We start from the raw sequence: 22,963 nt of genomic DNA on the forward strand, positions 1-22,963 counted from the left end.
GTCACGTAAAAAACTTTATATAGGTTTGAGAAAGAAGTGAAAGAGCATTCGGAGCAAAGTAAAAAAGTGACTCACTTTTTTTTTAATTTTTTAGCTAAAACGTTTAACTAAAGAGCGAAAAAACGTTTAGCATATTTCGTCCAGCGCGAAGGAACCTACAACATTTACTTCCTAAACAATAAACTCAACTAAGATCAGCAGAAATTTGAAAGATCGGACTGCCTTTAAGTAATCAACCAGAGTTATCACTAAATCAGTTTTTTATCAATCACTTGTTATTCCAGGTATATGCACGTTAAAATGTTTTTATCGTCAGGTAGCGTTGGTGAGCAGTAAGTAATGTCTTTCAGGCACGGCACCTTTATCCCGTATATCAAAACAGCCGGACATGGGCTACGGAGGTTGAAATAGCGCATAGCTACCGCTTTTGCAAGAAAGTATGGACCAAAAAAAGAGCACCGGTTTCACAAAAGAGCACTCCAATAGATCCAGTCATATCAACGGGATTAAAATTGCCCGGGAGAACGGGTAATACCCTTTATCCGGCGGGGAAGCCAGTTTCGCCTGAATGCCTTAATGCACTATCTCTATTTCTCTGCCTACCGTCAGTATCATCAGCACTGTATGTTTGATATGATAGGTTTTGACCACATCGATCGCTGATTGATGTAACGGATGCCTGCGCCCGCAACCGGCAGATCTCTATGCTTGATATTATACTAAAACCATTTCTATTCAATTCTAAAAAATAAGATGATGCAGTCAACCAAAAGATGTCTTTTGCTTTTTATGCTTTTTTGCATAGGGAGCATGTTTGCCTATGGGCAAGGAAAAATGGCGGTTTCAGGTACGATCAAGGACGCCACCGGCAACGTTCTTGAGGGAGCCACCGTGAGTGAAAAGGGTACCTCTAACTGGGTGCCTACCGGTAAGGGTGGTCATTTTACCATCAATGTACAACCAAATGCAAAGCTGGTCATTTCTTATGTTGGGTTTGTAACCCAGGAACTGCCGGCCACATCTTCGATGCAGATAACACTGGTCGCCAATGTCCGGACCGCTGATGAAGTGGTGGTTACCGCCCTGGGTATCAAAAAACAATCTAAAGCCCTGGGATATGCGGTATCCAAAATCGATAATGACAGGATCCTGGCCAGCGGCACACCTACCAATGCCTTACAGGCGCTCTACGGGGCCGCTCCCGGCGTACAGGTGGCAGCTACGGCAGCCGGTCCTTCTGCCGGGATGAAAATCAACATCCGTAATGCGGTATCTTTTGATCAGAATTCATCAACGCGTCCGCTTATCGTTGTAGATGGTGTTCCTATTCATGACCAGAATACGCAAATGGGTTTCGGGGCTACCGACCGTGACAATGGAACTGGTATTAACGATATCAACCCCGATGACATCGCTTCCATGGAAATTTTGAAAGGAGCGAAAGCATCAGTACTGTATGGTAGTGAAGGGGCCAACGGCGTACTGTTGATTACCACTAAAAGCGGCGCCAAAGGCAAAGGACTGGGCGTGGCTGCTTCTTTTACAACTTCATGGGACCGTGCAGCATTCCTTCCTAAATTACAAAATGAATATGGAACAGGCTCCAGTCCCAGCAACTCAAGGAATGACGCCCAGGGATATTATATTGATGCAAATGGAAAGAGAGCGCTGGCAACTACATTAGGAGATGGTTTTGGTGCAGCTGCCTTTGGACCAAAATTTGACCCGAGCGTGAAGCTGTTGTGGTGGGATGGCGTGGAAAGACCATGGCAGGCACAAACCAAAAATATTTATAATGATCTTTACCAAACCGGGCATCAGAACACAACCAATGTGGCTTTAAGCGGAGGAAACGACCAGGGACAGATCCGTTTTTCATACACTAATTTAAGTATGACCCCTATCAGGCCAGGTTCAGATTATAACAAAAATACTTTCAGCCTGAATGCGTCCTACAAGTTAAACAATAACGTCACTCTTAAATATACCGGCAACTTTTATATCTCCAAAAACGTGAATGCCGCCAACCTGAGCACCATGAACGGGGAAGGCCAGCAGGCGGAGATCGGGGCATTTAGCGCTGATATCAATGTAGGCTTATTAAAATCGCATTTGCTAACACCTGACGGATATAATTACTTCGCCAACCCAAGCCTGAGAAATTTGATTTCCAATGGCAGGAAAGGAGTGGTTGGTTATCTATGGGACCAGCTCCAGAATAAATCTACCTTTACAAGACTACACAATATCCAGTCTTTGTCTGCCGATATAAAACTCACCAATATATTCAGTGCTACGTTGATGGGTGGCATAGATTATAGTACCGAGAGGAACGAGTATAAAGGCAAATTGCTGGACCCGCAGTTAATTGGCCCTAATAGTGGCTTCATGTACAGCGATGTAACAAATGTCTATAAGAACACCTATGGCCAGGGTATGCTTAACTTCAATACCAAAATAAACAGCGATTTTGATTTGTCTGGTTTTGTGGGTGGCGTGATCAGGAAAAATTACACGGAAGGGAAAGGCGCATCTGTGAATGGTTATGGACAGCTGGTTATTCCAAACTATTTCTCATTTAATAACTTGCCATTGGGCGTGCAGCCCCAGTACCAGTTTACAAACGGGCAGGATATCCTATACAGCTTGCTGGGATCGGCGCAACTGGCATGGAGAAACCAGGTGTATATAGAGGCACAGGCCAGACAAGACTGGTCGTCTATTTTACCTCCAAACCAGAACAGTTATTTCTACCCTGGTATAAGCGCAGCGTGGATACTGAGCGAAAGCCTGAAATTGCCGGCAGTATTTGATTATGCTAAAGTAAGGGCTTCATGGGCCGATGTGGGACGTCCCGGACCACGCTATTTCAGCAACGTGAACTATTCTACTTCTCAAACTGGTGGTGGTTATGTGCTTACCCCTCCGGCCGATCTTCCTCCTATGGGTACCGATGGTCAGCCCAATTTGAAACCTGAGCGTAAACGCGAATTCGAAGTAGGTTTTGAAACATACCTGCTCCAGAACAGAAGGATTGGTGTGGATTTCTCTTATTACAAATCAAATATCTACGACCAGATCATGGCAGTAGCAGCTCCTCCGGGAATGGGTGTTAAAAATGTGAGGATGAACGCTGGTAATGTGATGAACAAAGGATGGGAGCTGGCGATTAAAACAAAACCCATTTTAACGAAAGACTTTGAATGGGACGTGAACCTGATGTTTGCACACGGTAAAACATATGTGGAAAAACTGGATGGAAAACTGCAATCGCTCACCTTATGGAATGCTTTCGGCGCAGTGAATGCAGTGGCGAATGTGGGTGAGGAATATGGCCAGCTTTACCTGACCAAATCTACCTACACCTATAACAATCCAAATGATGCGAATGACCCGAACAATGGAAAAAGAGTTGTCAATGCTGCCGGATCGGCCTATGATTATAAGAGCACGGCGAAGTTGATCGGTAAAACGATCCCTGATGTGACAGGCGGATTTTTTACGTCTTTTTCCTACAAAAAAATACGTCTTATCGCAAACATTGATTACCAGTTTGGCGCTACTTTCCTGTCCGGTTCAGAAACCTATATGATGGCTGCCGGCGCGTTAAACGAAACATTGAAATACAGAGACGAGGCACATGGCGGCGCTGCTTATTATTTAGATGCGAATTCCAAAAAAGTGGCGGGCACAAATCCCAATGGCGGCCCCACCTTTCACGATGGTGTGATATTGGACGGTGTTAGCACTGACGGTAAAACGAACACCAAAGTGGTTTCCGCTGACAACTATTACTATGACTCTTATTTTTCAAATGGCTTCTTCCCTGAAGACAGGATCTTTAAAAGCGATTATGTAGCACTGCGCAATATAGCTATCGATTACACCGTGAGCTCAAAGCTCTCTCAGAAGATCCGCATGAGCAGCCTGATCATATCAGTTTTTGCCAACAATGTGGGTTACCTCTATAAAGCCGCACCCAATTCAGTACCTGAATCAACCAACGGTACCGGATGGGGCGTAGGTTCCTATGGAACAACTGCATTACCCTCACAGCGTTCAATAGGTATTTCTATCAAAACTAAATTCTAAAAACAACTAAGATGAAATATATACACTTAAAATCATTTTTCTTGCTTACGTTGTTACTATCTTCTGTGGCATGTAAGAAGAAACTGGACGATCTGTACCAGAATCCTGATGGCTATTCGAAAGACATGGCTGATAAGTCCGGAGTAAGCGTTATCGCCGGGTTCTTCACTTCTCAGCTGACCCAGGGCTTCTTTCTTAGTGGTGATTATGGTTCTGTTTATCACCAGGTAAGAAGCGGGGACAGGATTATGGCGAATGCCGTTCAGATTTATAACGTTACCACGGAAGGAAGCACCTACACGCTTGCAGATGTTGAGCATGACTGGGGCACGGGCGGATTTAACGAATCTGTTTTTAATTTTGTTAATACACAGTGGATCACGCCGATACTTTGGGCACAACGTGAATACAACCTGACGCCGCAAGCTAAGCGGACCAATCTGGATAGTCTGTATATCACGTTAATGCATGTGTTAAAAGGTTATGCCTATCAAAGGGCAACCGACATGTACGACAAGATCCCCTACATAGAAACAGGTTCTGCAGGTGGACTTGATGGCGTTAAAGCAAAATACCTCGGCCAATCGGACATCTATCCGAAAATAATCAGTGATTTTAAAGCTGCCGAAGACGTGTTGACGAAGCTGACGCTTACCACTACCGAGCAGGCATCATTTAACCAGCAGGATGTCCTTTTCGGCGGAAATATTTTAAAATGGCGCAAGTATATTAATTCATTAAGACTGCGTTGTGCGATGAATGTAAGCGAAGTTTTGCCTGCACTTACAAGGCAGGTGCTTACCGAGCTGCAAGGCAAGCCGCTGCTGACTGACTATAACGATGTAGCTGGTGTGGCCGACGTAGCCGTTATTGCGCTTAACCGGATTTGTAATGAATTAGGTATTACCCGCGCGTACAGGGAAAGGGCGGACGACTGCCGTGCCGGGAAAAAATTCCTGCAGGACGTGATGTATTGCCAACCGACCATGGGCAGCAAGGTGGTAAACGGACAAACCCTATACTATTTTAGCGGTGATAACTCTACGACCGGTTTATTGGATGGTACCGTTGACCCGCGTGTTGCCTACATTTTCGCTCCAGACTGGAAAGGCAGATACCTGGGAGTTGATACAAAATGGGATGGCAATACTGATCCTAACAGCTATTTAAATAAAGTGCTGCGTGGCTTGTATATCAATGATCCTATCCTGACTGATATTTCAAAGACAACATTTTATTATGGTGTAAATAACAGCCAGTCAATCGTGTTGGATGCTGCCTCCAAAGCGGACCTGAGTAAACGGGAAGCATTTCTGTTAAATACACTCCGCAGCAGAGTTGCCAATTATGATGACAATGGATGGAACGTGGGTACTGAAAACAACCTCGTTGCTGAGTACAACGTACGCTCCCAATTTAACTTTGCACTGAAGTATCCGACCATTCATGCGGTTGAAACAGAGCTTTCCCTGGCTGAAGCTGCGGTAAGAGGCCTGGGGCAGTTGAATGGCGCTGCCCGCGATCACTATAAGAATGCGATTATCTTATCCTGCAAATATTGGTACGAACTGAACAATTCTAATCAATATTCCAAGACCACGCTGCCGGCCATGCCAACAACGATGGATGATTCGAGGATCAATGCCAGACCTGCCATGGAATACAACGCCAATGTATATGCGGAAAATGCAGCGCAGAAATTTGATGCCATGTCAAGTGCGCAACAAGTGCAGGCAATTTTTAATCAGCTCCAGTTGCATTATAATATGTTGAACTTCGAAGTGCCATATACCGCTGCGCGCCGATTAATTAAATACCTGGGTACCAATCCTGCTTCCATGTATGAAAGATTCAAATGGAAAGAAAGAATGACCTATCCAAGCAGTATTCAGGCTTCTGATCCGGACGGTTGGTCAATTATCAGCGCTTCCAACAATCCGGACCTCCCTGTATGGTTTACCGGCCGGACTACCAAATGGAAGAATGCATTGGAATAGTAGCCTTTAAAACATAGGGAAAGGAAGACTTCTCAAAAACAAAATGTACATAAAAACAAGATCTTCTGGCAGGTCGGTAAAATCCTGTCATGAGTTTTAAATAATAGATGATGACAAAAGATAGGGCCGTATTCCTGCGGCCCTGCTTATTTGAAGTATAGTGATGTTTGGAAGTAGTGCTCATTTCAATCCTATTTCTTAACCCAGGTTCATTCACCCGGAGCTGTTTGCCCGTTACTTTTGCGATAGAAAAAATAATAATATATGGTAGCTCAATATCTCTGGGTGACAGGTTCGGCCATTATCGGCCTGGCAGGACTTTCTCATGTCCGCGCTACATTGTGGACAAACATGCTATACCCCCGCAATGAAAAACTGATAGCAGACATGAAAATTTCGCCGTTGCAAATGACAGAAAAATTGACAATGTGGAAATCATGGATGGGATTTAATGCCACACATGGTAGCGGCGCCGCCTTTGTCGGGATCATCAATTTTTACCTGGCGTTGTACAATTTCACCTTCCTCAAGTCCAGCCAGTTTTTATTGTTATTGACGTTGCTCACCATGGCGTTTTATGTTTGGATAGCCCGAAAGTATTGGTTTAAACCGGTGTTCTTGCTCATTACAGCAGCATGGACCTGTTTTATGGCTTCTTATATACTGCTGATGATGTGAGACAAGGGGTAGTAAATACCCCTTTCCCGGCTCTCTACTGTTTGTTCTTAATTAATTGATTTTGAGGTAGATATAATTTTGTTCCGACTTTGTCCGTACTTTGTCCCGCCTTTTGAGCCTGTTTAATTTGACCCCGCCTGCCTGCCATTCTATTTTGCGTGGAAACGATTGAGTTAAAATCAGCCGCAATTTCTACGTATATGAAAAAACAAAATGCCTGCTGTGGTGAACAGCGATCAAATCCCTATGGAATTATTTTTCCACGAATGAAAATGTGCAAGCTCTTTAGCCTTGTATTGCTCCTGCTAACATTGTCCGCGAGCGCACAGGAGCTTCCTGTTGTGGTGAAGGGAGTTGTTGTTTCGGAACAAAATGAGCCGGTTCCCGGTGCTACCGTCATGGAGGACGGAACTTCCAACGGAACGACCACAGATGCCAATGGGCAGTTTACCATCAGGGTAACCAAAGATCCATCGGGCCTGGTCATCCGCAGTACCGGATTTGCAGATTATAAAGTAGCAGTAGGGCGGCAGCATACCACGGTGACTGTAACATTGACCGCCACATCCAAACAGCTGCAGGACATCGTAGTGATCGGTTACAGCGCACAGAAAAAAGCTAACCTGATAGGCGCTGTTTCGTCCGTCAACACAAAGGATATCTCCAAAACAGCCGTCACCGGCGTGGCCAGCCTGCTGCAGGGGCGCGCTGCCGGGGTGCAGGTGACCAACGGAAGCGGCGACCCGAGATCTACCGGAACAATTGTGATCAGGGGCGTGGGAAATATCCGGGGCATGTCGCCATTATATGTGGTTGACGGGGTGCCGGCCATCGGTAATACCGGCTTTAACCTGAACCCCAGGGACATTGAAAGCATACAGGTGCTCAGAGATGCCTCTTCAGCAGCCATTTACGGTGCCAGGGCGGCAGGCGGCGTGATCCTGGTGACCACTAAAAAAGGTTCCCGCAAGGAAAGGATGAATGTGGACGTGTCGATGAACCAGGGTTTCAGTCAGGGCACTTTCCTGCCTAAACTGCTGGGTACACCGGATTATAAGCGGGCCTGGGCCGCTATCAAGCCAGCGGCGCCCGACTGGGATGAATCGGTCAATACAGACTGGGTGGATTATCTGTACCGCACTGGAAGGGAGCAGAACTACAATGTGTCCATCAGCGGCGGCAGTGCCAAACAAAACTATTATGTCTCTGCGGGCTACAGAAGAGCGGACGGAATTGTCATCAATTCCTGGTCTGAACGATACAGCCTGCGGGTTAACAGCGACTATGATCTCGGAAAAAGGGTAAAAGCAGGAGAACGACTGAACCTGTATTCCTATTCGGAAAATCCGCCGGTGATATCCGGTAACCAGGTGGGCGCGTATGCACTGCCTTTCAGATCGACCCCACTGATGCGGATGAAAAATGACGACGGTTCCTGGGGCGGTCTGCCTGCCTCCAATAACTATAACGGCGGTAACTGGGCCACCTATGTCAACACGATCGACCGAAGATATACAGCGCCGGAAATCGAAGGTAATCTGTATATCGATGTTGAACCGGTAGACGGCCTCCATGTACGTGCCACCGGTGGCGGAAATTTCACCACTACGATGGCCCGTCAATTTGAAGCTAAGTGGTATGTTTCCGGTCAGTCCAATCAGCAGAAAGACAATCTCAGAAAACAAAGCAGCCTGTCAATGGCCTATGTGGGGAACATTGTGACGTCCTATGACAAAAAGATCGGCGCCCATGAGTTTAAGCTACTGGCAGGCATGGAAGGACGGCGGTCTTCTGTCGATAACCTCTCCGGCTCCATCTATGCTGTCAACTCAGCCTATACGATGCCGTTAATACCCGATGCTTTTCCTGTCGGATTTTCAGAATCGTCTTTGTTGAGTAATGTGCCGCCTAATACGAGCGGACGTTCCTCAGAGATGGATTATGGTATCTCCCGTATGCTTAGTTATTTCGGAAGGGTGAGTTATACCTATCAGGATAAATATCTTTTTGAAGCCAACCTGCGCCAGGACAGAAGTGACCGGTTTGCCCCGAAATACAGGACAGGTAATTTTCCGTCTGCCGCCGCCGGCTGGAGGATATCAGAAGAAGGTTTTATGAAAGACAGGTTCAGGCAGTTGTCTGACCTCAAACTGAGAGTGTCCTACGGCAGCCTGGGCAATGATGGCGTGGGTAGCTACGTATATATCCCCTCGCTGGCCAACTATGATAAAACACAATTCAATGAATTGCCTGGGACCAGCGCTGTGAACGGATGGGGAATCGGACGTGTGGCGAATGAAAACATTCGCTGGGAAACAGTTACCACCTCTAATATCGGGGTAGACGTAGGACTGTTTAATAACAAACTAAATCTGACACTGGACTATTACATCCGGGACACGAAAGACATGCTGTACCAGCGCAATCTGCCTCCCAGCTCCGGTATGGCCAACGGCCACTCCTCTCCGGACACCTATGTGCTGGATATGAACCTGGGTAAAATGAGGAACAAAGGGTTTGAAGTGACTGTCAACTATAAAGAGCGGTTCGGTCAGTTTGGCGTGGAGCTTGGCTTTAACGCTGCCATCAACCGCAATAAAATATTGTCTTTCGGAGGGGAAAGCCTGCCCATTGATGCCGGCTATGCAGGGGAATACAGGTCAGGGACCGTTACCCGTACGCAACTGAACTCACCTGTTTCACAATTCTACGGGTTTAAGACAAAAGGGATCATACCGGACCAGAAGACCATTGACGAGTTGAATGCGAAAGCAAAAAATTCAGGCGCCGCATGGTGGTATTCCAGCGGTTCAGGCCCGGGAGACCTGTGGTATGAAGATCTGAATGGCGACAATACCATCAATGAGCAGGACAGGACAGTGATCGGCAGTCCGCTGCCTAAAATGACCTATGGGTTTAATATTGGCCTGTCCTACCGGAATTTTGACCTGGCCTGTTTCTTTAATGGTGTATATGGTAACGATGTCTATAACGGGATGGATGGATACTTTAATAGCATCTACAGCGATTTTAACACTACCGCGAATGTATTCAACAGCTCGTTTATGTATGGCAACGGCCTGACAAGCCAACCAAGGTTTGGCTATATGAACGGAGGCAGCTTCCTCTATGATCCCAACGGCAACTATATGAAGATCTCAGACTACCATGTACAGAAAGGATCTTTCCTGCGGCTGCAGAATCTGCAGATAGGCTATAATCTTCCGGAAAATCTGTTGAGCCGCCTGAAAGTAAGGCAGCTCAGGGTTTATTACAGCGGGCAAAACTTATTTGTGATATCAAAAGTGAAAAACGCCGATCCGGAAGCGGGTTTTGCCGGTCCTAATTCCAGCGCCCTCGCACAGGGAATTATATCACCCGAAGTATATCCGAGAACAAGAATTCATTCCTTCGGAATTGAAATCGGGTTTTAATCCATTCTATCAAGCAAAAAAATACGATTCATGAAACGCTCCATGATAAAACTCACCCTGTTCCTTGGCTTAAGTGCATTGCTATGGGGATGCAACAAGGACTTCGTCGACGACTCCAAGCCCTACAATGTATTAAACCCGGATATTTTTCCTGAAAGCATGGCCCAGGTGGATTATTTCCTGAACTCCCCCTATGCCAATATCCACAGCGTGGAGCTGTTTGGATTTACCGGATTAGGCAGATTTATGTATAATATAGATCACACCGGAGATCTGGCGTGGCTGGGCACCAACGAGTGGAATGACATACAGCTGTTCAGGATGAATTCGTCCAATACCTACTCCGGCGCACAGTGGCGGGGCTTGTACAGAGGAGTACAACAGTCCAGGACATTTATAGATCAGATCGTTCCCAATTTCAAACAAAAGAAAGGGAATAGTTTGTCTGCCGCTGACACGCTGGCATTGCGGTATAAACTGGGAGAAGCTTATTACCTCCGTGCGTGGCATTATTTCTTCCTGATGAATTTATATGCGCAGGAAGTGGTAGTAAAAGGAAATGGAGATAATGCCAATCCCGGTGTTATTCTTTTTACATCAGACGTTAAGATTGGCACCCGCGAAGATGAAATGCGTCCCCGCAGCACTGTCAAACAATGCTGGGACTACATTATATCAGATCTGAAAAGTTCAATGGCGCTTTTAACCGATCCGTCCGGCGGTGCTAAGAAAACCTGGACCGGCGCAGATAAAGGCCGCATTGACTATTACGCTGCAGAAGCCCTGTTAGGCCGTTCTTTAATGTATGAAGAACGCTGGAGCGAGGCCCGCGATGCATTTCTGGATATTGTTCAGCATGCCGGCAAGTCGCTGATGAGTTTTCCGAATTACTACAATATGTGGAATGGTAATCCGCAATATGCCAATACAGAGATAAATAATACGGAAGCGCTGCACCAGATCACAATCGTAAGGTCTGGTGATAACGCGATGGCTGGTCCTTCCACCGCATCCGCCGTGAGCCTGATTTTTACGCCCTTCTATGACAATGGCGCCCCCGGCGGCGTGACGCCCGGTTATGGCAATATGTTTATGCATGACCGGAACCTTGGCCGTTTCGGGTTCCCCCAGCAATATTATCCGGTGATGAAAAACCTGGGCACCCCTGGCCGCACTGTTGAATCTTCGTATATCGATTCCTGTTTGCATATGAAAACGATGAAGCGGTATGCTATTGACCCGGACCCTCGTTTATGGGTATGTGCTTATCAGCCATGGGTCGACTCTGTTATGAACAATACCAGCAGGGTGGCCATATTGCCTTATGGTCAAAGCGTGGAGACAGAATACCAGGAGAACAGGAAGTTAAACAGCGATGTTATCAAACATGGATGGAGCCTTCGCAAATTCAATTTGTATGATGTGCAGGCAAGCCAGGACCCGCGCATGCATGGCGCAGATTTTTATTTTACCCGGTTGCCCGAAGTGTACCTGAACCTGGCTGAATGTTATTGGAGGCTGAGCGGGAATGACAACGATGCACAGGCGCTGGACTATATCAACCGGGTACACCGTCGTGCATGGGAGCTTTCCGATGGTACCGGTCAGCCTGGTGTAGACTATACCACCATTGCATCCGGTGTAAAGATCACCAAAGCGCAGCTGAACCCTAATACTACAGATCCCGCCTTCAGAGATCAGCTGGCCCTGAACGCGTTGTATTATGAAACGTGGGCGGAAACCTTTGGTGAATCAAAGTGGTGGTTCAATGTACGGAGATGGGGACTTGGCCCTAACGAAGCAAAAGTGTACGAGAAAAGCAGGGCCGGAACGATTGGCTGGAACTCAGATAATCAGTATGCGCTTCCGGTTTTCCAGACAGAGTTAGACAGAAACAGCAATTGTGTACAGAATAAAGGCTATTGATGAAGAAATATATAAGCACCTTATTGTTTGTTCTTTTAGTGCTGGCCAATGGCAAGGCACAGCAGGGAAAAGAAAGCCCGCGTCCGGTAGATAAGGTAAAAAAGATAGGTGATAAGCTGATACGTGAAACACCGTTTGCCTACCGGTTGATATCACCTGCGCGTAATGAACGTTTTAATGGTTTAAGTTTTGTTGATTTCGGGGCGGCGTTTGGGAAGGGGAAGGCAGCTGTCGCATACGCCTATACGCAATTGACAGTATTGCATGATACCCTCTTTACCGTACAGACAGCGCATAATGACGCCTGTACCATCTGGTGTAATGGCGCACTTGTTTATGATAAGAAAGGCGACAGCAACATTGCTATAGTAAGAGATGAGAGGAGTATGGCGATGTCGGACTCCTTCCGGGTGTTATTAAAAAAGGGAAGCAACGATCTGCTGATAAAGTCGGCCACCAGTGGAAAAGAGTGGTGCGTGTTTTTACAGCCTCCCAGTGAGCATGACGCTGTATTGAATGTGCGGCAGCCGTATCCTGAAATTGGATTAAAGTATGTAAAGCATGTTGATACCAGTGTGGCCGCGCTGAGCAGCTGGCTCGTCTGCGGCCCTTTTGCCACTACTGCCACCGCGGGCCATACGCCGGAAAAGGAATTTATTTTTGGCACTATGTATCCGGGACTTGAGGGGCCAGTAACATGGACTATTCCTAAAAAGGAAGTGCTGGGGGACGTGATCGGCGCCAAAGCCTGGGGGACCACTTACCAATGGAATTACCATAATGGCGGCGTAGCGTGGGCGATGCAGCAATTGAGCGAGCTGACCGGCGAAAGGCAGTATCGTCAATGGGCGGTGAACTTCTGCGATTTCCAGATGAATGGGACGCCTTTTGTGGATTACCAGGTAAACGGCCTGCGGGCGTATAACTCAGCCAATGCGATGGTTATCGGTTCCAGGCTGCTGGACTTTACACTGGCCCCCTCTTTACCGCTTATTTACCGTTTGCGTAAAGAGAAAGGTTTTGCAAATGAATCCATCTATAAAGCGTATATCGATAAAATGATACACTATGCGCAGGAAGGGCAGATCAGAAGCGAGGGGTATTCCAACTACACCCGCACTACCCCGGAAGCATATACGGTATGGGTGGACGATATGTTTATGGGCATTCCTTTTTTGATGCAGGCTGGACTTTATGCCGGCAGCCCTGAACAAAGGCAATTGTTTTTTGACGATGCCGCCAGTCAGGTGCTGGATTTCGCCAAACATGTATGGGATAAAGACGCGCGACTTTTTATGCATGCCAATTACTCCCGCCGGCCGCAGGTGAAATTGCCTTACTGGTCCCGCGCCAATGGCTGGGCTATCTGGGCAATGACAGAAGTGTTGATGGCTTTGCCCAGGGAACATACCAAATACAAAGCGGTCCTGGACCTGTACCGGGATTTCGCGGGTTCACTGGCCCGTTATCAAAACCGTGATGGTTTCTGGCATAATGTTATCAACCGGGCAGATTCTCCGGAGGAAGTTTCGGGTACAGCCATATTTACGATGGCGATGGCCAGGGGCGTCCGGCTGGGATGGCTGGACCGGAAGAAATTTACCCCTGTTGTAGAAAGAGGATGGAAGGCAGTTGCCGGTGAAATCGAAGAGGATGGCACCGTGCATAAGATTTGTGTTGGCACGATGTGTTCCGAAGATGTGAATTACTATATGACCAGGCCTTTTTATGACAATGATACACATGGCTCGTTTGCCGTGATATTTGCCGGTATGGAAGTACAGAAGATGCTGGACCAGCAGAAGCAGCGGTAGTGCAGCTTGACGGGCGGCCTTGTTGTTACAGGGCCGCCCGTTGATTATTGGATTATTTCATCAAAATTTTGTTCGTAGACCAGCTGTCCATCCAGCTTATGCAGCTTTATGTAGTCTACCGCGCCACATCCCTTGAACCGTAAAATCAACTCATTGGCTGTTCCTATCGGTTTGGTATAGGCTATCTGATAGATTTTTTGTCCATCGAGGAAAAATGTAGACGTCCCCTTTTCTACTTTGACGCCCATAATGTGCCATGTTGAAGCATCAAAATTAAATTTGCTCAGGTTGTAGTCATCGCCTTTGATGCTCTTTTCGCCACTGATGAATTTTATATAGGCATAACCTGCTTCGTTTAAGGCAAATCCATGTCTTCCGGTATCAGACAAAATATACATCATAACGTCGGAACGTGGAATGGCAAAGTCTTTCGCTGAGTTACGGACCCTGGCTTCCAGCATGAAATTATCGCCATCCACCAGTCCTTCCTTATAGTACACATAACTTACAAACAGGTGTCCGGGGCGAGCTTCCGCCACTACACTGTCCAGGGGAAGGCTCACATATCCTTCTTTGTGATAAGCCTGGCTAATGGGAAGGGTCCTGAAAATGCCCTTTCGTTCGTTGCGGGTGTAAACAGACCAGCCGGGTTTACGGTTTTCTATCGTGATGGTTTTAATGGTATGCCCGTTATATTGCAGGTGGCAGTAGCCGTCGCCCTCATAGATATATGTAGCATTTACGTTGCCTGTTTCTCTTGTCAGCCGTTTTTCAGAAGTATCGCCATTGGCCTCTTCGTATACCAGTTTGATGTCTTTTAGCAGGGGAGACGGGATATTATAAGACACCGTTATCGTTACAGGGTTAGCGCCTTTTGGGTCTGAAACGGAAAACTCTATTGCCGACAACAGGTAGTTGGTATAAATGTCTTTGAGCTTCAGGATATACAAAAGGTACCCGGCGACGATTAATAACAGCGCGCCCAACAGATAGCGATAGATGCGGTTTGATTTTGCCGCGCTGGTCACGGTAGCAGGCGGTTGCTCCTCGCTGGTCTCTGCCGGTATGTGGGCCGTCTCTTCCACGCGTATCCTTTTGGTGACAAAATCTGTATAGCCGGTGTATCCCAGAAAACGGCACAGCGCATCTCGTGTGGCCAGCTGTGGATTGCCGGTACGCTGCTGAAAGAATCTTTTTAATGTATTAGCATTAACAGTAATATCTGTTGCTTCCAGGATCATATTTTCCAGGGTCTTGAACTGGTCCAGGTCCCAGGACTCCGGTGGGCCCCAGGCGTCAAAACGGGCGGCATATTCACTGATGATTTCTTTGATGTACCGTCTATCTCTTATTTCGTCCATAAGTAGCTACAAGATAGTTTTGGTTGATAAGTTATGCTGGTAAAATTGGGGAATATTATGGTAATTTCCTGCAGACTTTAGCACATTTATCTGTTGCTTATCCAGGAGCGTTGATTTTTCTTAAAATTGAACCGGGTGTGCAAATATTCATGTTTTTCCTGAGCCGACGTATCAAATTTGACAGTATTAACAGATAATACATTTGTTTTTCTATTACATATGAATATGAATCAAATTTTTATCTTTTTACAAAAACAGTTAGGCGCTCGAAAAAAAATTGTGTAAATTGATTTTCAGTTATTAGATTAGTGAAATCAAGTAATATTCAGAAAGCCTTATGCCAGAACATTTGTTTATTCAAAATTGGTTCTACTGTGCCATAATGTTAATCTTACTTTTCCTTGCCTGTTTCATTGGGTGGCTGTTGATTTTTTCTCTGACGGAGAAGTCATCCTGCGACCGCATAAAATTTGTTACCACAACCCTGAACCTTAGCAATTTAAGTAAGCGCTTGATTTTTAACCCGAAGAGCATATTCTGTTATATTCTTTTTTTATCGAGTAACAAGATAAATATACAGGCTGAGTGACCTGTATGGATTATTCATAAACCTGTCTGGTATTTAGATTTGTGACCTGATATTTTGTTCGTAGAAAAAGCATACTGTTGTTCTAATCTGTGGGGAATGCGATGGGTAATCTGATTATTACCCACCAGTGTAGTCTGTGAAGTTAATTTTAATTTGATTTTTTAATTGCAGAAAGTAACTGTTGCTGGCTGTAGCGATAGCTTTATCTACTAATTAAAAGTGGTCGCGATAACGACAACTTTTACATGATTGTTATACTCCCGCTATTCTACCTCGAATAACGCCCTCGTTCTTAATAACCCTTGTATATATTTAAAAGGTTTGCCCATGAGTAAGTTTGCTTCTGGCTGGTATTTGATTTACACTATGTCGCAGCGTGAAAAAAAGGTTGCACAACTACTAGCTGAGCGCAAAATCAAATACTTTTTGCCAACAATTAAAGAGATACGGCTACGATGTGACAGAAAAAAGGTGATAGACACACCGCTTTTCCCTTCTTATGTCTTTGTTAATCTTGAGAATCAGGAAGATTTTTTTACCACACAGGCTGTTGACGGATTTTGTTGTTATGTAAGATTCGGTAAACAGTTGGCGAGAGTGGACCAATGTCTGATAGACCAGATTGACATCGCGGTTTGTTATGGTCATAATGTGAATGCGTCTGCGGAGCAGTTTTTGCCGGGGCAGAAGTTGCTGATAACATATGGACCCTTGTCTGGTCTTTTTTGTGAGGTCGTAAAATATAAAGGCACGAGGAAACTGGTGGTAAGAGTTGGCCTGTTGCAAAGAAATATAATGATGGAAGTATTGCCCGAATACCTGGACGTTGTTAACGATCCGTTGATGTTATCCAATATGGAAGCCGAATAAATATTGTCATGAGGCGGCTGTTGAAAATTAATCTGCATGTACGATCCCTGTTCACTAAGTTCTCTTGGCGCAAGCATTAAGCGCATACTGCATACATTTAACACAAAGAAAGTTCTGCTCATACACGGATATCAATCATTTAAAGACTATGAATCTGTTGTGACTGATGCGATAGCTCCGGACATCCTGTTATTCCGGGCATCAGGTTTTTCTCTGTACCCGGAACTGGAAGACATTCTGAATGTCGCCAATACGGCCCGTTTAGAAGGTATAGATACAGTCATCGCTATAGGCGGTGGTACTATTATAGACATTGCCAAATCTGTGTCGGTACTCTGGCAGCAGGAAGCAGCTACGATGCTTTCATTACTGGATACTGATATTGATTTTTTGGAACCCCAAAGGTTAAAGCTCCTGACAATACCCACCACATGTGGCACCGGTGCAGAGGTGACGCCTTTTGCCGTTATCTATGATGGAGCGGCCAAACATTCTTTTTATGGCAATAGCCTTATCCCCCAGCAATTTATTCACTGTCCACCCCTTGCTGTTTCCCTTAGTAACGAACAAATAGCTGTAGGTGCCTTTGACACCCTGAGCCAGGCCATTGAAAGCATCTGGTCCAAAGGCTCTGTGACAGCATCCAGGGAATATGCAGGAGAAGCGGTACGGCTGGTCATGGACAATGTAGATGAAGCTGTCCGGACGCGTTCGCCGAAAGCGATGACTTGTCTGATGAAGGCGTCGTTCTTGTCCGGCCGGGCGATTGCTATTACGAAGACAACAGGACCCCACGCACTTTCCTACCCGTTAACAAGGAAGTTCAGTATTCCTCACGGACTGGCTGTCATGATTACGCTTCCTTATTTTTTCCTTTTCCATGACAAGATTTTAAATTTAGAGGATGAAAGTTATCCAGTGCTCAGACAGCATCTGGAATATATCCTGGGCCTGCTTAATGTGAAGTCAGGCCGTCATGCCTTCGAGGTTTTATGTGGTCTGGCTGCGCGCATAAATGTTGATATTTCATTGTCAGCATACATCAGTGCCGGTGATCTGGCAGTCCTGCAGCAGTGCAACTTCAACGAAGACAGGCTGCGCAACCACCCCGTAACCATTAACAGATCTGATATTCAGCAAATATTCACCTCTTCATTTGACAGATTATCAGCAATTGCCTGAATGAATCACTACGCAAGTGATGATTATTAACCTATAGTATACTTTATTACATGGATGTCTTTTTAAACAGAATCAAACAAGGGCAGCATATCCGCTTACTGGAGGCCCATTCCGCGTTATCCGCCATGATTATTGAAAATACGGCAGTCGTAGGCAATAATGGCTCAAAAAAAGCATTTGACGGCATATGGCTTAGCAGTTTGACCGTTTCAACCATCAAAGGGCTTCCGGATATAGAGCTGGTGGATATTACTACTAAAGTGAATCTTATACAGGAGATCAAGCGGGTGTCTTCCAAGCCGATCGTAGTGGATTGCGACACCGGTGGGCTGAACCAGCAATTTTCTTTTACGGTGAGTGCTTTGGCTGGTGCGGGTGCAACGGCTATTGTGATAGAAGATAAGGTAGGGTTTAAACAAAACTCACTTTTTGATGATCATCACTCGCAGGTACAGGACACAATAGAAAATTTCTGCGATAAAATCCGTATTGGTAAAAGTACGCCTACGCCTCATCCTATAGGCATTATTGCGCGGATTGAGAGCCTGGTGTTGGGAAAAGGCATGGACGATGCTCTTGAACGTGCGGCTGCCTATATTAGCGCGGGTGCCGACGGCGTCCTGATCCACAGTAAGGATAAGTCCCCTGAAAGCGTGATCAGCTTTGCGGAGCAATTTGTGACGGCCCACCCCGGCGTTCCGCTTGTCTGCGTGCCATCCAAATTCAACAGCATTTGTGACGAGCAATTGTTTGCTTCAGGCTTTCATATTGTAATCCATGCTAACCATCTTTTGCGGGCAGCTTATCCGGCTATGTTTAATGTGGCGGTTGATATCCTGACCCATGACAGGTCTTATGAGGCCAGCGACAAAATTATGTCAATCGACAAAATACTTACGTTAATCCCCGGTTCTCAATGTTAAACACAGCGTTATTTGCAGGCATGCTGAACAAGCATGGGATTAATTTTTTTGCAGGCGTACCAGACTCCGTGCTGGAGCCCTTTTGCAGTTACCTGGATGATACCCTGGATGCGCAAAGCCATGTCATTACGCCTAATGAAGGAAGTGCCGTAGCGCTGGCAGCCGGGCATTATCTCAGTACCGGCAAGTTGCCGGTTGTATATCTGCAGAATGCGGGTCTTGGCAACGCGGTAAATCCGCTTACTTCCCTGACCAATACAGATGCCAGCAGAATTCCTATGCTTCTGATGATCGGCTGGAGGGGTTTCCCGGGAGAAAAAGACGAGCCTCAGCACAGGTTAATGGGAAGTATGATGGAACAGTTGTTGGCACTGATGAACATACCTTATGAAATCCTGTCGGCAGACTTTCAGGAGGCGACTGAACAGGTTGGCCGCCTGTCGGCAACCGCGGCCTTATCTTCCACGCCTGTGGCCCTGTTGGTGAAGAAGCACACATTTGAGCCATTCCGCAGAGAGATACAGCAGGCATACGACCTATATCGTGAAGATGCCATTTGCGTATTGCTGGAGGAACTGAGAGAGTCGGTGTTCGTTTCCACCACCGGAAAATGTGCACGGGAAGTATATGAATTGCGTCAATTGTCCGGGCAACCTCATGAGCGGGATTTTTACAATGTTGGCGCTATGGGCCATGCTTCCATGATCGCATTAGGAATTGCCATGGGCAGTCCGAAGCAGCATGTTTGTTGCCTCGACGGCGATGGAGCCTTACTGATGCATCTTGGGGCGTTGGCCAATATTGGCAGCCTGCAACCGGCTGATTTTATTCATGTGATACTGAATAACGGCGCGCATGATTCGGTAGGAGGACAGCGGACGCTTGCTATGGATATTGATATCCCCGCAATAGCGCGCGGCAATGGGTATAAATATGTGTACACCGTTTCAGGGGCAGCTGACCTTACGCAGGCTGTACGTGAATTAAAGGCACTGGGAGCATTGGGGCTGATTGAAGTTAAAATAGCAAACGGCGTCAGAAAAGAACCGGTACGGCCGGATGAAGCTCCGCATCTGTTAAAAGACCAATTGATGAAGCATCTCCGGAATAGAGACCGCGCTGCATTGTAGAAGCGTTCTTCCCGGTGGCAGGAAATTTTTCAATATGACAAGACCGAATGTATACCTTGGTATGTGTGCCGATCTGATCCATCACGGCCATATCAATATTCTAAGGGAGGCAGCGAAATACGGAAATGTGATTGTTGGGCTGCTGACAGACGCCGCCATGGCCTCCTATAAGAGATTTCCCCATCTTCCCTACGAAAGTAGAAAGGAAATCGTGGAAAGTATAAAGTATGTACACAAAGTACTGCCCCAGTATACGCTGGATTATTCCGACAATCTGGAATTGATCAGGCCTGAATTTGTCATGCATGGGGATGACTGGAAAGATGGGATACAGGCAACTACCCGCATGAACATTATCCGGCAGCTGGAAAAGTGGAATGGGAAGTTGATAGAAGTCCCATACACTAAAGGAATTTCTTCTACCATTATCCAGGAGGCTCTTCCGGGCCCGTCACGGTCCGGCAGGCTGAAAAGCCTGCTTGTCTTGCTGGAAGGCAATCTTCAGGAAAATCCGTTGACTATTATAGATATCAGCAGTCCTCTTTTTGTGGATGTCATCAGGAATAAGATGCCCCATGTATCTGTTCATGCTTTACGCTACTATCATTATAAGCAATATCCCTACACAGACACGGATTTTGTGAATTTTTCGATTTTGTCTATCCAGGAGATATTAAGAAATACGAGTTATCCGCTGTTGCACAGTATCGGACTGGTGACTGACATAAATGCCACCAGAGACTATCTGATACATCTACAGGCACTCGGCGTGTCGGGAGTGACGTTTGAATTGGATGACAGAGATGACCAGCGGGATGACTGTTTGAAACTCATTGCCGGAGTGGTGGCCGGTTTCAGGAAAATATCAACAGCAAGCGATTTTTTACTCTTCGCCGAAATCCCGGCTACTGTTCCGGAAAAGGAAGTGCTGGCGGCAATTGCAGTGCTGGCCGCGAACGGTGTCAGCGGAATAGTTATTTCCTGCATGCCAGCGGGCACTGACCAGGCCGATTTGTTGACGCGCATAAAGGACCACTTCCCCGAAATACTGATAATGCGGGGCATTCAGCATCCTGATACCCTCACCAGAACGTCCGGTACGGGATACGATGCTTTTTTTATGGAGAAATATGATCGCAGTATGTTGTATGCCTTTTCTGCAGAACATGATTACGCGGGATAATGGTAAGGGAACGATTAATTTAAATAAGCATGGATACACCTGCAGTTATATTTAGAAGTCAACAGCTGAGTTTTCGTGAGCTGGAAAGCCGCTCCAATCAGCTGGCACATCATCTCAGCAGACTTGGTATAAAGCCCCGGACAATGGTGCCGATCATGGTCAGCCGGGGAATTAACATGATCGTGGGGTTACTGGGCATTATGAAGGCCGGTTGCGCCTATGTTCCGATTGACGGCAGTTTCCCGGCAGAACGGGTGGATTTTATATTGAAAGATATTAATGCCGGTATGATCATTCTGGATGATACCGTGGCAGATCTGTTCCGTGGAAATAATCGTGTGTCCGTTACTGTTAATATGGATGCTGACGCAGATAAGATAGCGCAGGAGAACGTGGAAAGACTTCCGGTAGATATAAGTCCGTCTGACCTTGCATATGTAATTTATACGTCCGGTTCCACAGGAACTCCCAAAGGCGTAATGGTAGAGCACCGTAACCTGGCCAGCCTTACCCACAATCTTACGCAGCGGTGGGGTATGAGGAAAGGTATGCGGATTGGCGCAATGGGACCATATACATTTGATCTGTCCGTATTGGAACTGGTGTGTGTGTTAGCGATAGGGATTACAATTGTGTTGATAGATGAGACTGACCCCGCTGTTATATGGAGGCAGCTGGAGGAGCATCAGGTAAATGTAGTGCAGCTTACACCATCAAGACTAAATCTCCTGACCTATGCAGAAACAGACCTGTCGCCCTTACGCCGTCTGGAAATACTCATGGTTGGCGGAGAGCATCTGCAGGAACGAACTTTCCGACGGCTGAAAGAAGAATTAAAGGAAGTACGCATCTATAACGTGTACGGACCGACTGAGGCGACAGTCTGGAGTAGCTCTCTTGCTATTCATGAAAGCGAGATACTGGGGATCGGTACGCCCCTGTTGTATGAGCGACTATATATAACAGACGATCAGGGGAATTTGCTTCCTGTAGGTTTAACGGGCGAAATCTGTATCGGTGGCAGCGGTGTTGCCAGAGGATATCTGAATAAAGCGGAGCTCACGGCGGAAAAATTCGTGCCTGACAGGTTTGGCAGAAAACCAGGAGCCAGATTGTACCGCACCGGCGATATAGGCAAACAAATGGCCGACGGCACTTTCGTATTCCTTGGAAGGAAAGATGACCAGGTAAAGATCCGGGGATACAGAATTGAAATAGGAGAGGTGGAAAATGCACTGTTGCGGGTAACAGGTATTGAACATGCGGCTGTAAAATGTGTGACAGACAAAGGTGGGAATAACCTGCTCGTTGGGTATTATGTGTCACAGCAGGAATTGAGCAATCAGGATATTATTGCTCAACTGAAGGACGTGCTGCCCTCTTATATGGTTCCGTCCGTATTAACGAAATTGTCTGCCATACCACTTAACAATAACGGGAAAATAGACAGGAAGGCGCTTCCTGACCTCAAGGACCATCATAATAGCGAGCGGAGGTACGTCGCGCCTGAAAATGAGCTGGAAGAGCGATTGGTGGCAATATGGAAGGATCTGTTGGGGATAGAGCAGATAGGAACAGCAGATAACTTTTTCGAGATTGGGGGTCATTCCCTGCTGGTGGTTGACCTGATTGCCCGTATCAAAAAGGCGTTTTCCGTGGAGATATCACTCCCGATGATCTTCCAACTGAAAAACATCGCAGCTATTGCAGCGTATATGGAGATTTCGGCAACAGCAGCCAACGTGCCGGTCGAGGAAGCAGCTTATGACATTTATGACTTGTAA

Annotated in this window: 13 protein-coding genes; 12 read left to right on the forward strand and 1 reads right to left on the reverse strand. The window is 46.4% G+C overall.

What is annotated here, in order from left to right; genetic code table 11:
• Positions 1–834: 834 nt before the first annotated feature.
• The 6 genes from HGH92_RS33100 to HGH92_RS33125 all read left to right on the forward strand — a co-directional run bounded on the left by HGH92_RS33100 (position 835) and on the right by HGH92_RS33125 (position 13,941).
• Positions 835–4,092 (forward strand): SusC/RagA family TonB-linked outer membrane protein, encoded by a 3,258-nt coding sequence (locus tag HGH92_RS33100; protein WP_168875148.1) that lies wholly within the window; start codon positions 835–837, stop codon positions 4,090–4,092.
• A gap of 11 nt (positions 4,093–4,103) precedes the next feature.
• The gene (locus HGH92_RS33105) at positions 4,104–6,089 is read left to right on the forward strand and encodes a SusD/RagB family nutrient-binding outer membrane lipoprotein (protein ID WP_168875149.1); all 1,986 of its coding nucleotides are present in this window, start codon (positions 4,104–4,106) and stop codon (positions 6,087–6,089) included.
• Between the two features lie 264 nt (positions 6,090–6,353).
• The gene (locus HGH92_RS33110; protein ID WP_168875150.1) at positions 6,354–6,767 is read left to right on the forward strand and encodes an LIC_13387 family protein; all 414 of its coding nucleotides are present in this window, start codon (positions 6,354–6,356) and stop codon (positions 6,765–6,767) included.
• A gap of 266 nt (positions 6,768–7,033) precedes the next feature.
• Entirely contained in the window at positions 7,034–10,201 is a 3,168-nt protein-coding gene (locus HGH92_RS33115; RefSeq protein ID WP_168875151.1) for a SusC/RagA family TonB-linked outer membrane protein, read from the forward strand.
• Positions 10,202–10,231: 30 nt separating this feature from the next.
• Complete coding sequence (locus tag HGH92_RS33120; RefSeq protein WP_168875152.1) at positions 10,232–12,127, forward strand: RagB/SusD family nutrient uptake outer membrane protein; 1,896 nt, start codon at positions 10,232–10,234, stop codon at positions 12,125–12,127.
• Positions 12,127–13,941 (forward strand): glycoside hydrolase family 105 protein, encoded by a 1,815-nt coding sequence (locus HGH92_RS33125; RefSeq protein WP_168875153.1) that lies wholly within the window; start codon positions 12,127–12,129, stop codon positions 13,939–13,941. The genes HGH92_RS33120 and HGH92_RS33125 overlap by 1 nt, the downstream gene beginning before the upstream one ends.
• A 44-nt stretch (positions 13,942–13,985) precedes the next feature.
• Here the strand turns inward: HGH92_RS33125 and HGH92_RS33130 are convergent, their stop codons facing one another.
• Entirely contained in the window at positions 13,986–15,302 is a 1,317-nt protein-coding gene (locus HGH92_RS33130; protein ID WP_168875154.1) for a hypothetical protein, read from the reverse strand.
• A gap of 916 nt (positions 15,303–16,218) precedes the next feature.
• On the opposite strand from HGH92_RS33130, the gene HGH92_RS33135 reads away from it, so the two are divergent.
• From HGH92_RS33135 to HGH92_RS33160, 6 genes are read left to right on the forward strand one after another with little or no spacing between them, the layout of a single operon-like run.
• Positions 16,219–16,761 carry a transcription termination/antitermination protein NusG gene (locus tag HGH92_RS33135; RefSeq protein WP_168875155.1) on the forward strand — a complete coding sequence of 181 codons (543 nt, stop codon included), beginning with the start codon at positions 16,219–16,221 and terminating at the stop codon, positions 16,759–16,761.
• A 36-nt stretch (positions 16,762–16,797) separates the two neighbouring features.
• On the forward strand, positions 16,798–17,943 hold the full coding sequence (locus tag HGH92_RS33140; RefSeq protein WP_168875156.1) for an iron-containing alcohol dehydrogenase: 1,146 nt from the start codon (positions 16,798–16,800) through the stop codon (positions 17,941–17,943).
• 50 nt (positions 17,944–17,993) lie between these two features.
• Complete coding sequence (aepX, locus tag HGH92_RS33145) at positions 17,994–18,866, forward strand: phosphoenolpyruvate mutase (protein WP_168875157.1); 873 nt, start codon at positions 17,994–17,996, stop codon at positions 18,864–18,866.
• Positions 18,860–19,996: a phosphonopyruvate decarboxylase gene (gene aepY / locus HGH92_RS33150; protein WP_168875158.1), complete on the forward strand. Its 1,137-nt coding sequence runs from the start codon at positions 18,860–18,862 to the stop codon at positions 19,994–19,996. The genes aepX and aepY overlap by 7 nt, the downstream gene beginning before the upstream one ends.
• A gap of 34 nt (positions 19,997–20,030) precedes the next feature.
• On the forward strand, positions 20,031–21,179 hold the full coding sequence (locus HGH92_RS33155; protein ID WP_168875159.1) for an adenylyltransferase/cytidyltransferase family protein: 1,149 nt from the start codon (positions 20,031–20,033) through the stop codon (positions 21,177–21,179).
• Positions 21,180–21,208: 29 nt separating this feature from the next.
• Positions 21,209–22,963, forward strand: a complete 1,755-nt coding sequence (locus HGH92_RS33160) for a non-ribosomal peptide synthetase (RefSeq protein ID WP_168875160.1) — start codon at positions 21,209–21,211, stop codon at positions 22,961–22,963.

The organism is Chitinophaga varians (genome assembly GCF_012641275.1).
In the GTDB taxonomy this organism is placed as follows: domain Bacteria; phylum Bacteroidota; class Bacteroidia; order Chitinophagales; family Chitinophagaceae; genus Chitinophaga; species Chitinophaga varians_A.

Coding starts and splice junctions, on each gene's coding strand:
- HGH92_RS33160 (WP_168875160.1), top strand. CDS start 21,209: ATGGATACACCTGCAGTTATATTTAGAAGTCAACAGCTGAGTTTTCGT.
- HGH92_RS33140 (WP_168875156.1), top strand. CDS start 16,798: ATGTACGATCCCTGTTCACTAAGTTCTCTTGGCGCAAGCATTAAGCGC.
- HGH92_RS33110 (WP_168875150.1), top strand. CDS start 6,354: ATGGTAGCTCAATATCTCTGGGTGACAGGTTCGGCCATTATCGGCCTG.
- HGH92_RS33100 (WP_168875148.1), top strand. CDS start 835: ATGGCGGTTTCAGGTACGATCAAGGACGCCACCGGCAACGTTCTTGAG.
- aepY (WP_168875158.1), top strand. CDS start 18,860: ATGTTAAACACAGCGTTATTTGCAGGCATGCTGAACAAGCATGGGATT.
- HGH92_RS33115 (WP_168875151.1), top strand. CDS start 7,034: ATGAAAATGTGCAAGCTCTTTAGCCTTGTATTGCTCCTGCTAACATTG.
- aepX (WP_168875157.1), top strand. CDS start 17,994: ATGGATGTCTTTTTAAACAGAATCAAACAAGGGCAGCATATCCGCTTA.
- HGH92_RS33105 (WP_168875149.1), top strand. CDS start 4,104: ATGAAATATATACACTTAAAATCATTTTTCTTGCTTACGTTGTTACTA.
- HGH92_RS33155 (WP_168875159.1), top strand. CDS start 20,031: ATGACAAGACCGAATGTATACCTTGGTATGTGTGCCGATCTGATCCAT.
- HGH92_RS33120 (WP_168875152.1), top strand. CDS start 10,232: ATGAAACGCTCCATGATAAAACTCACCCTGTTCCTTGGCTTAAGTGCA.
- HGH92_RS33130 (WP_168875154.1), bottom strand. CDS start 15,302: ATGGACGAAATAAGAGATAGACGGTACATCAAAGAAATCATCAGTGAA.
- HGH92_RS33125 (WP_168875153.1), top strand. CDS start 12,127: ATGAAGAAATATATAAGCACCTTATTGTTTGTTCTTTTAGTGCTGGCC.
- HGH92_RS33135 (WP_168875155.1), top strand. CDS start 16,219: ATGAGTAAGTTTGCTTCTGGCTGGTATTTGATTTACACTATGTCGCAG.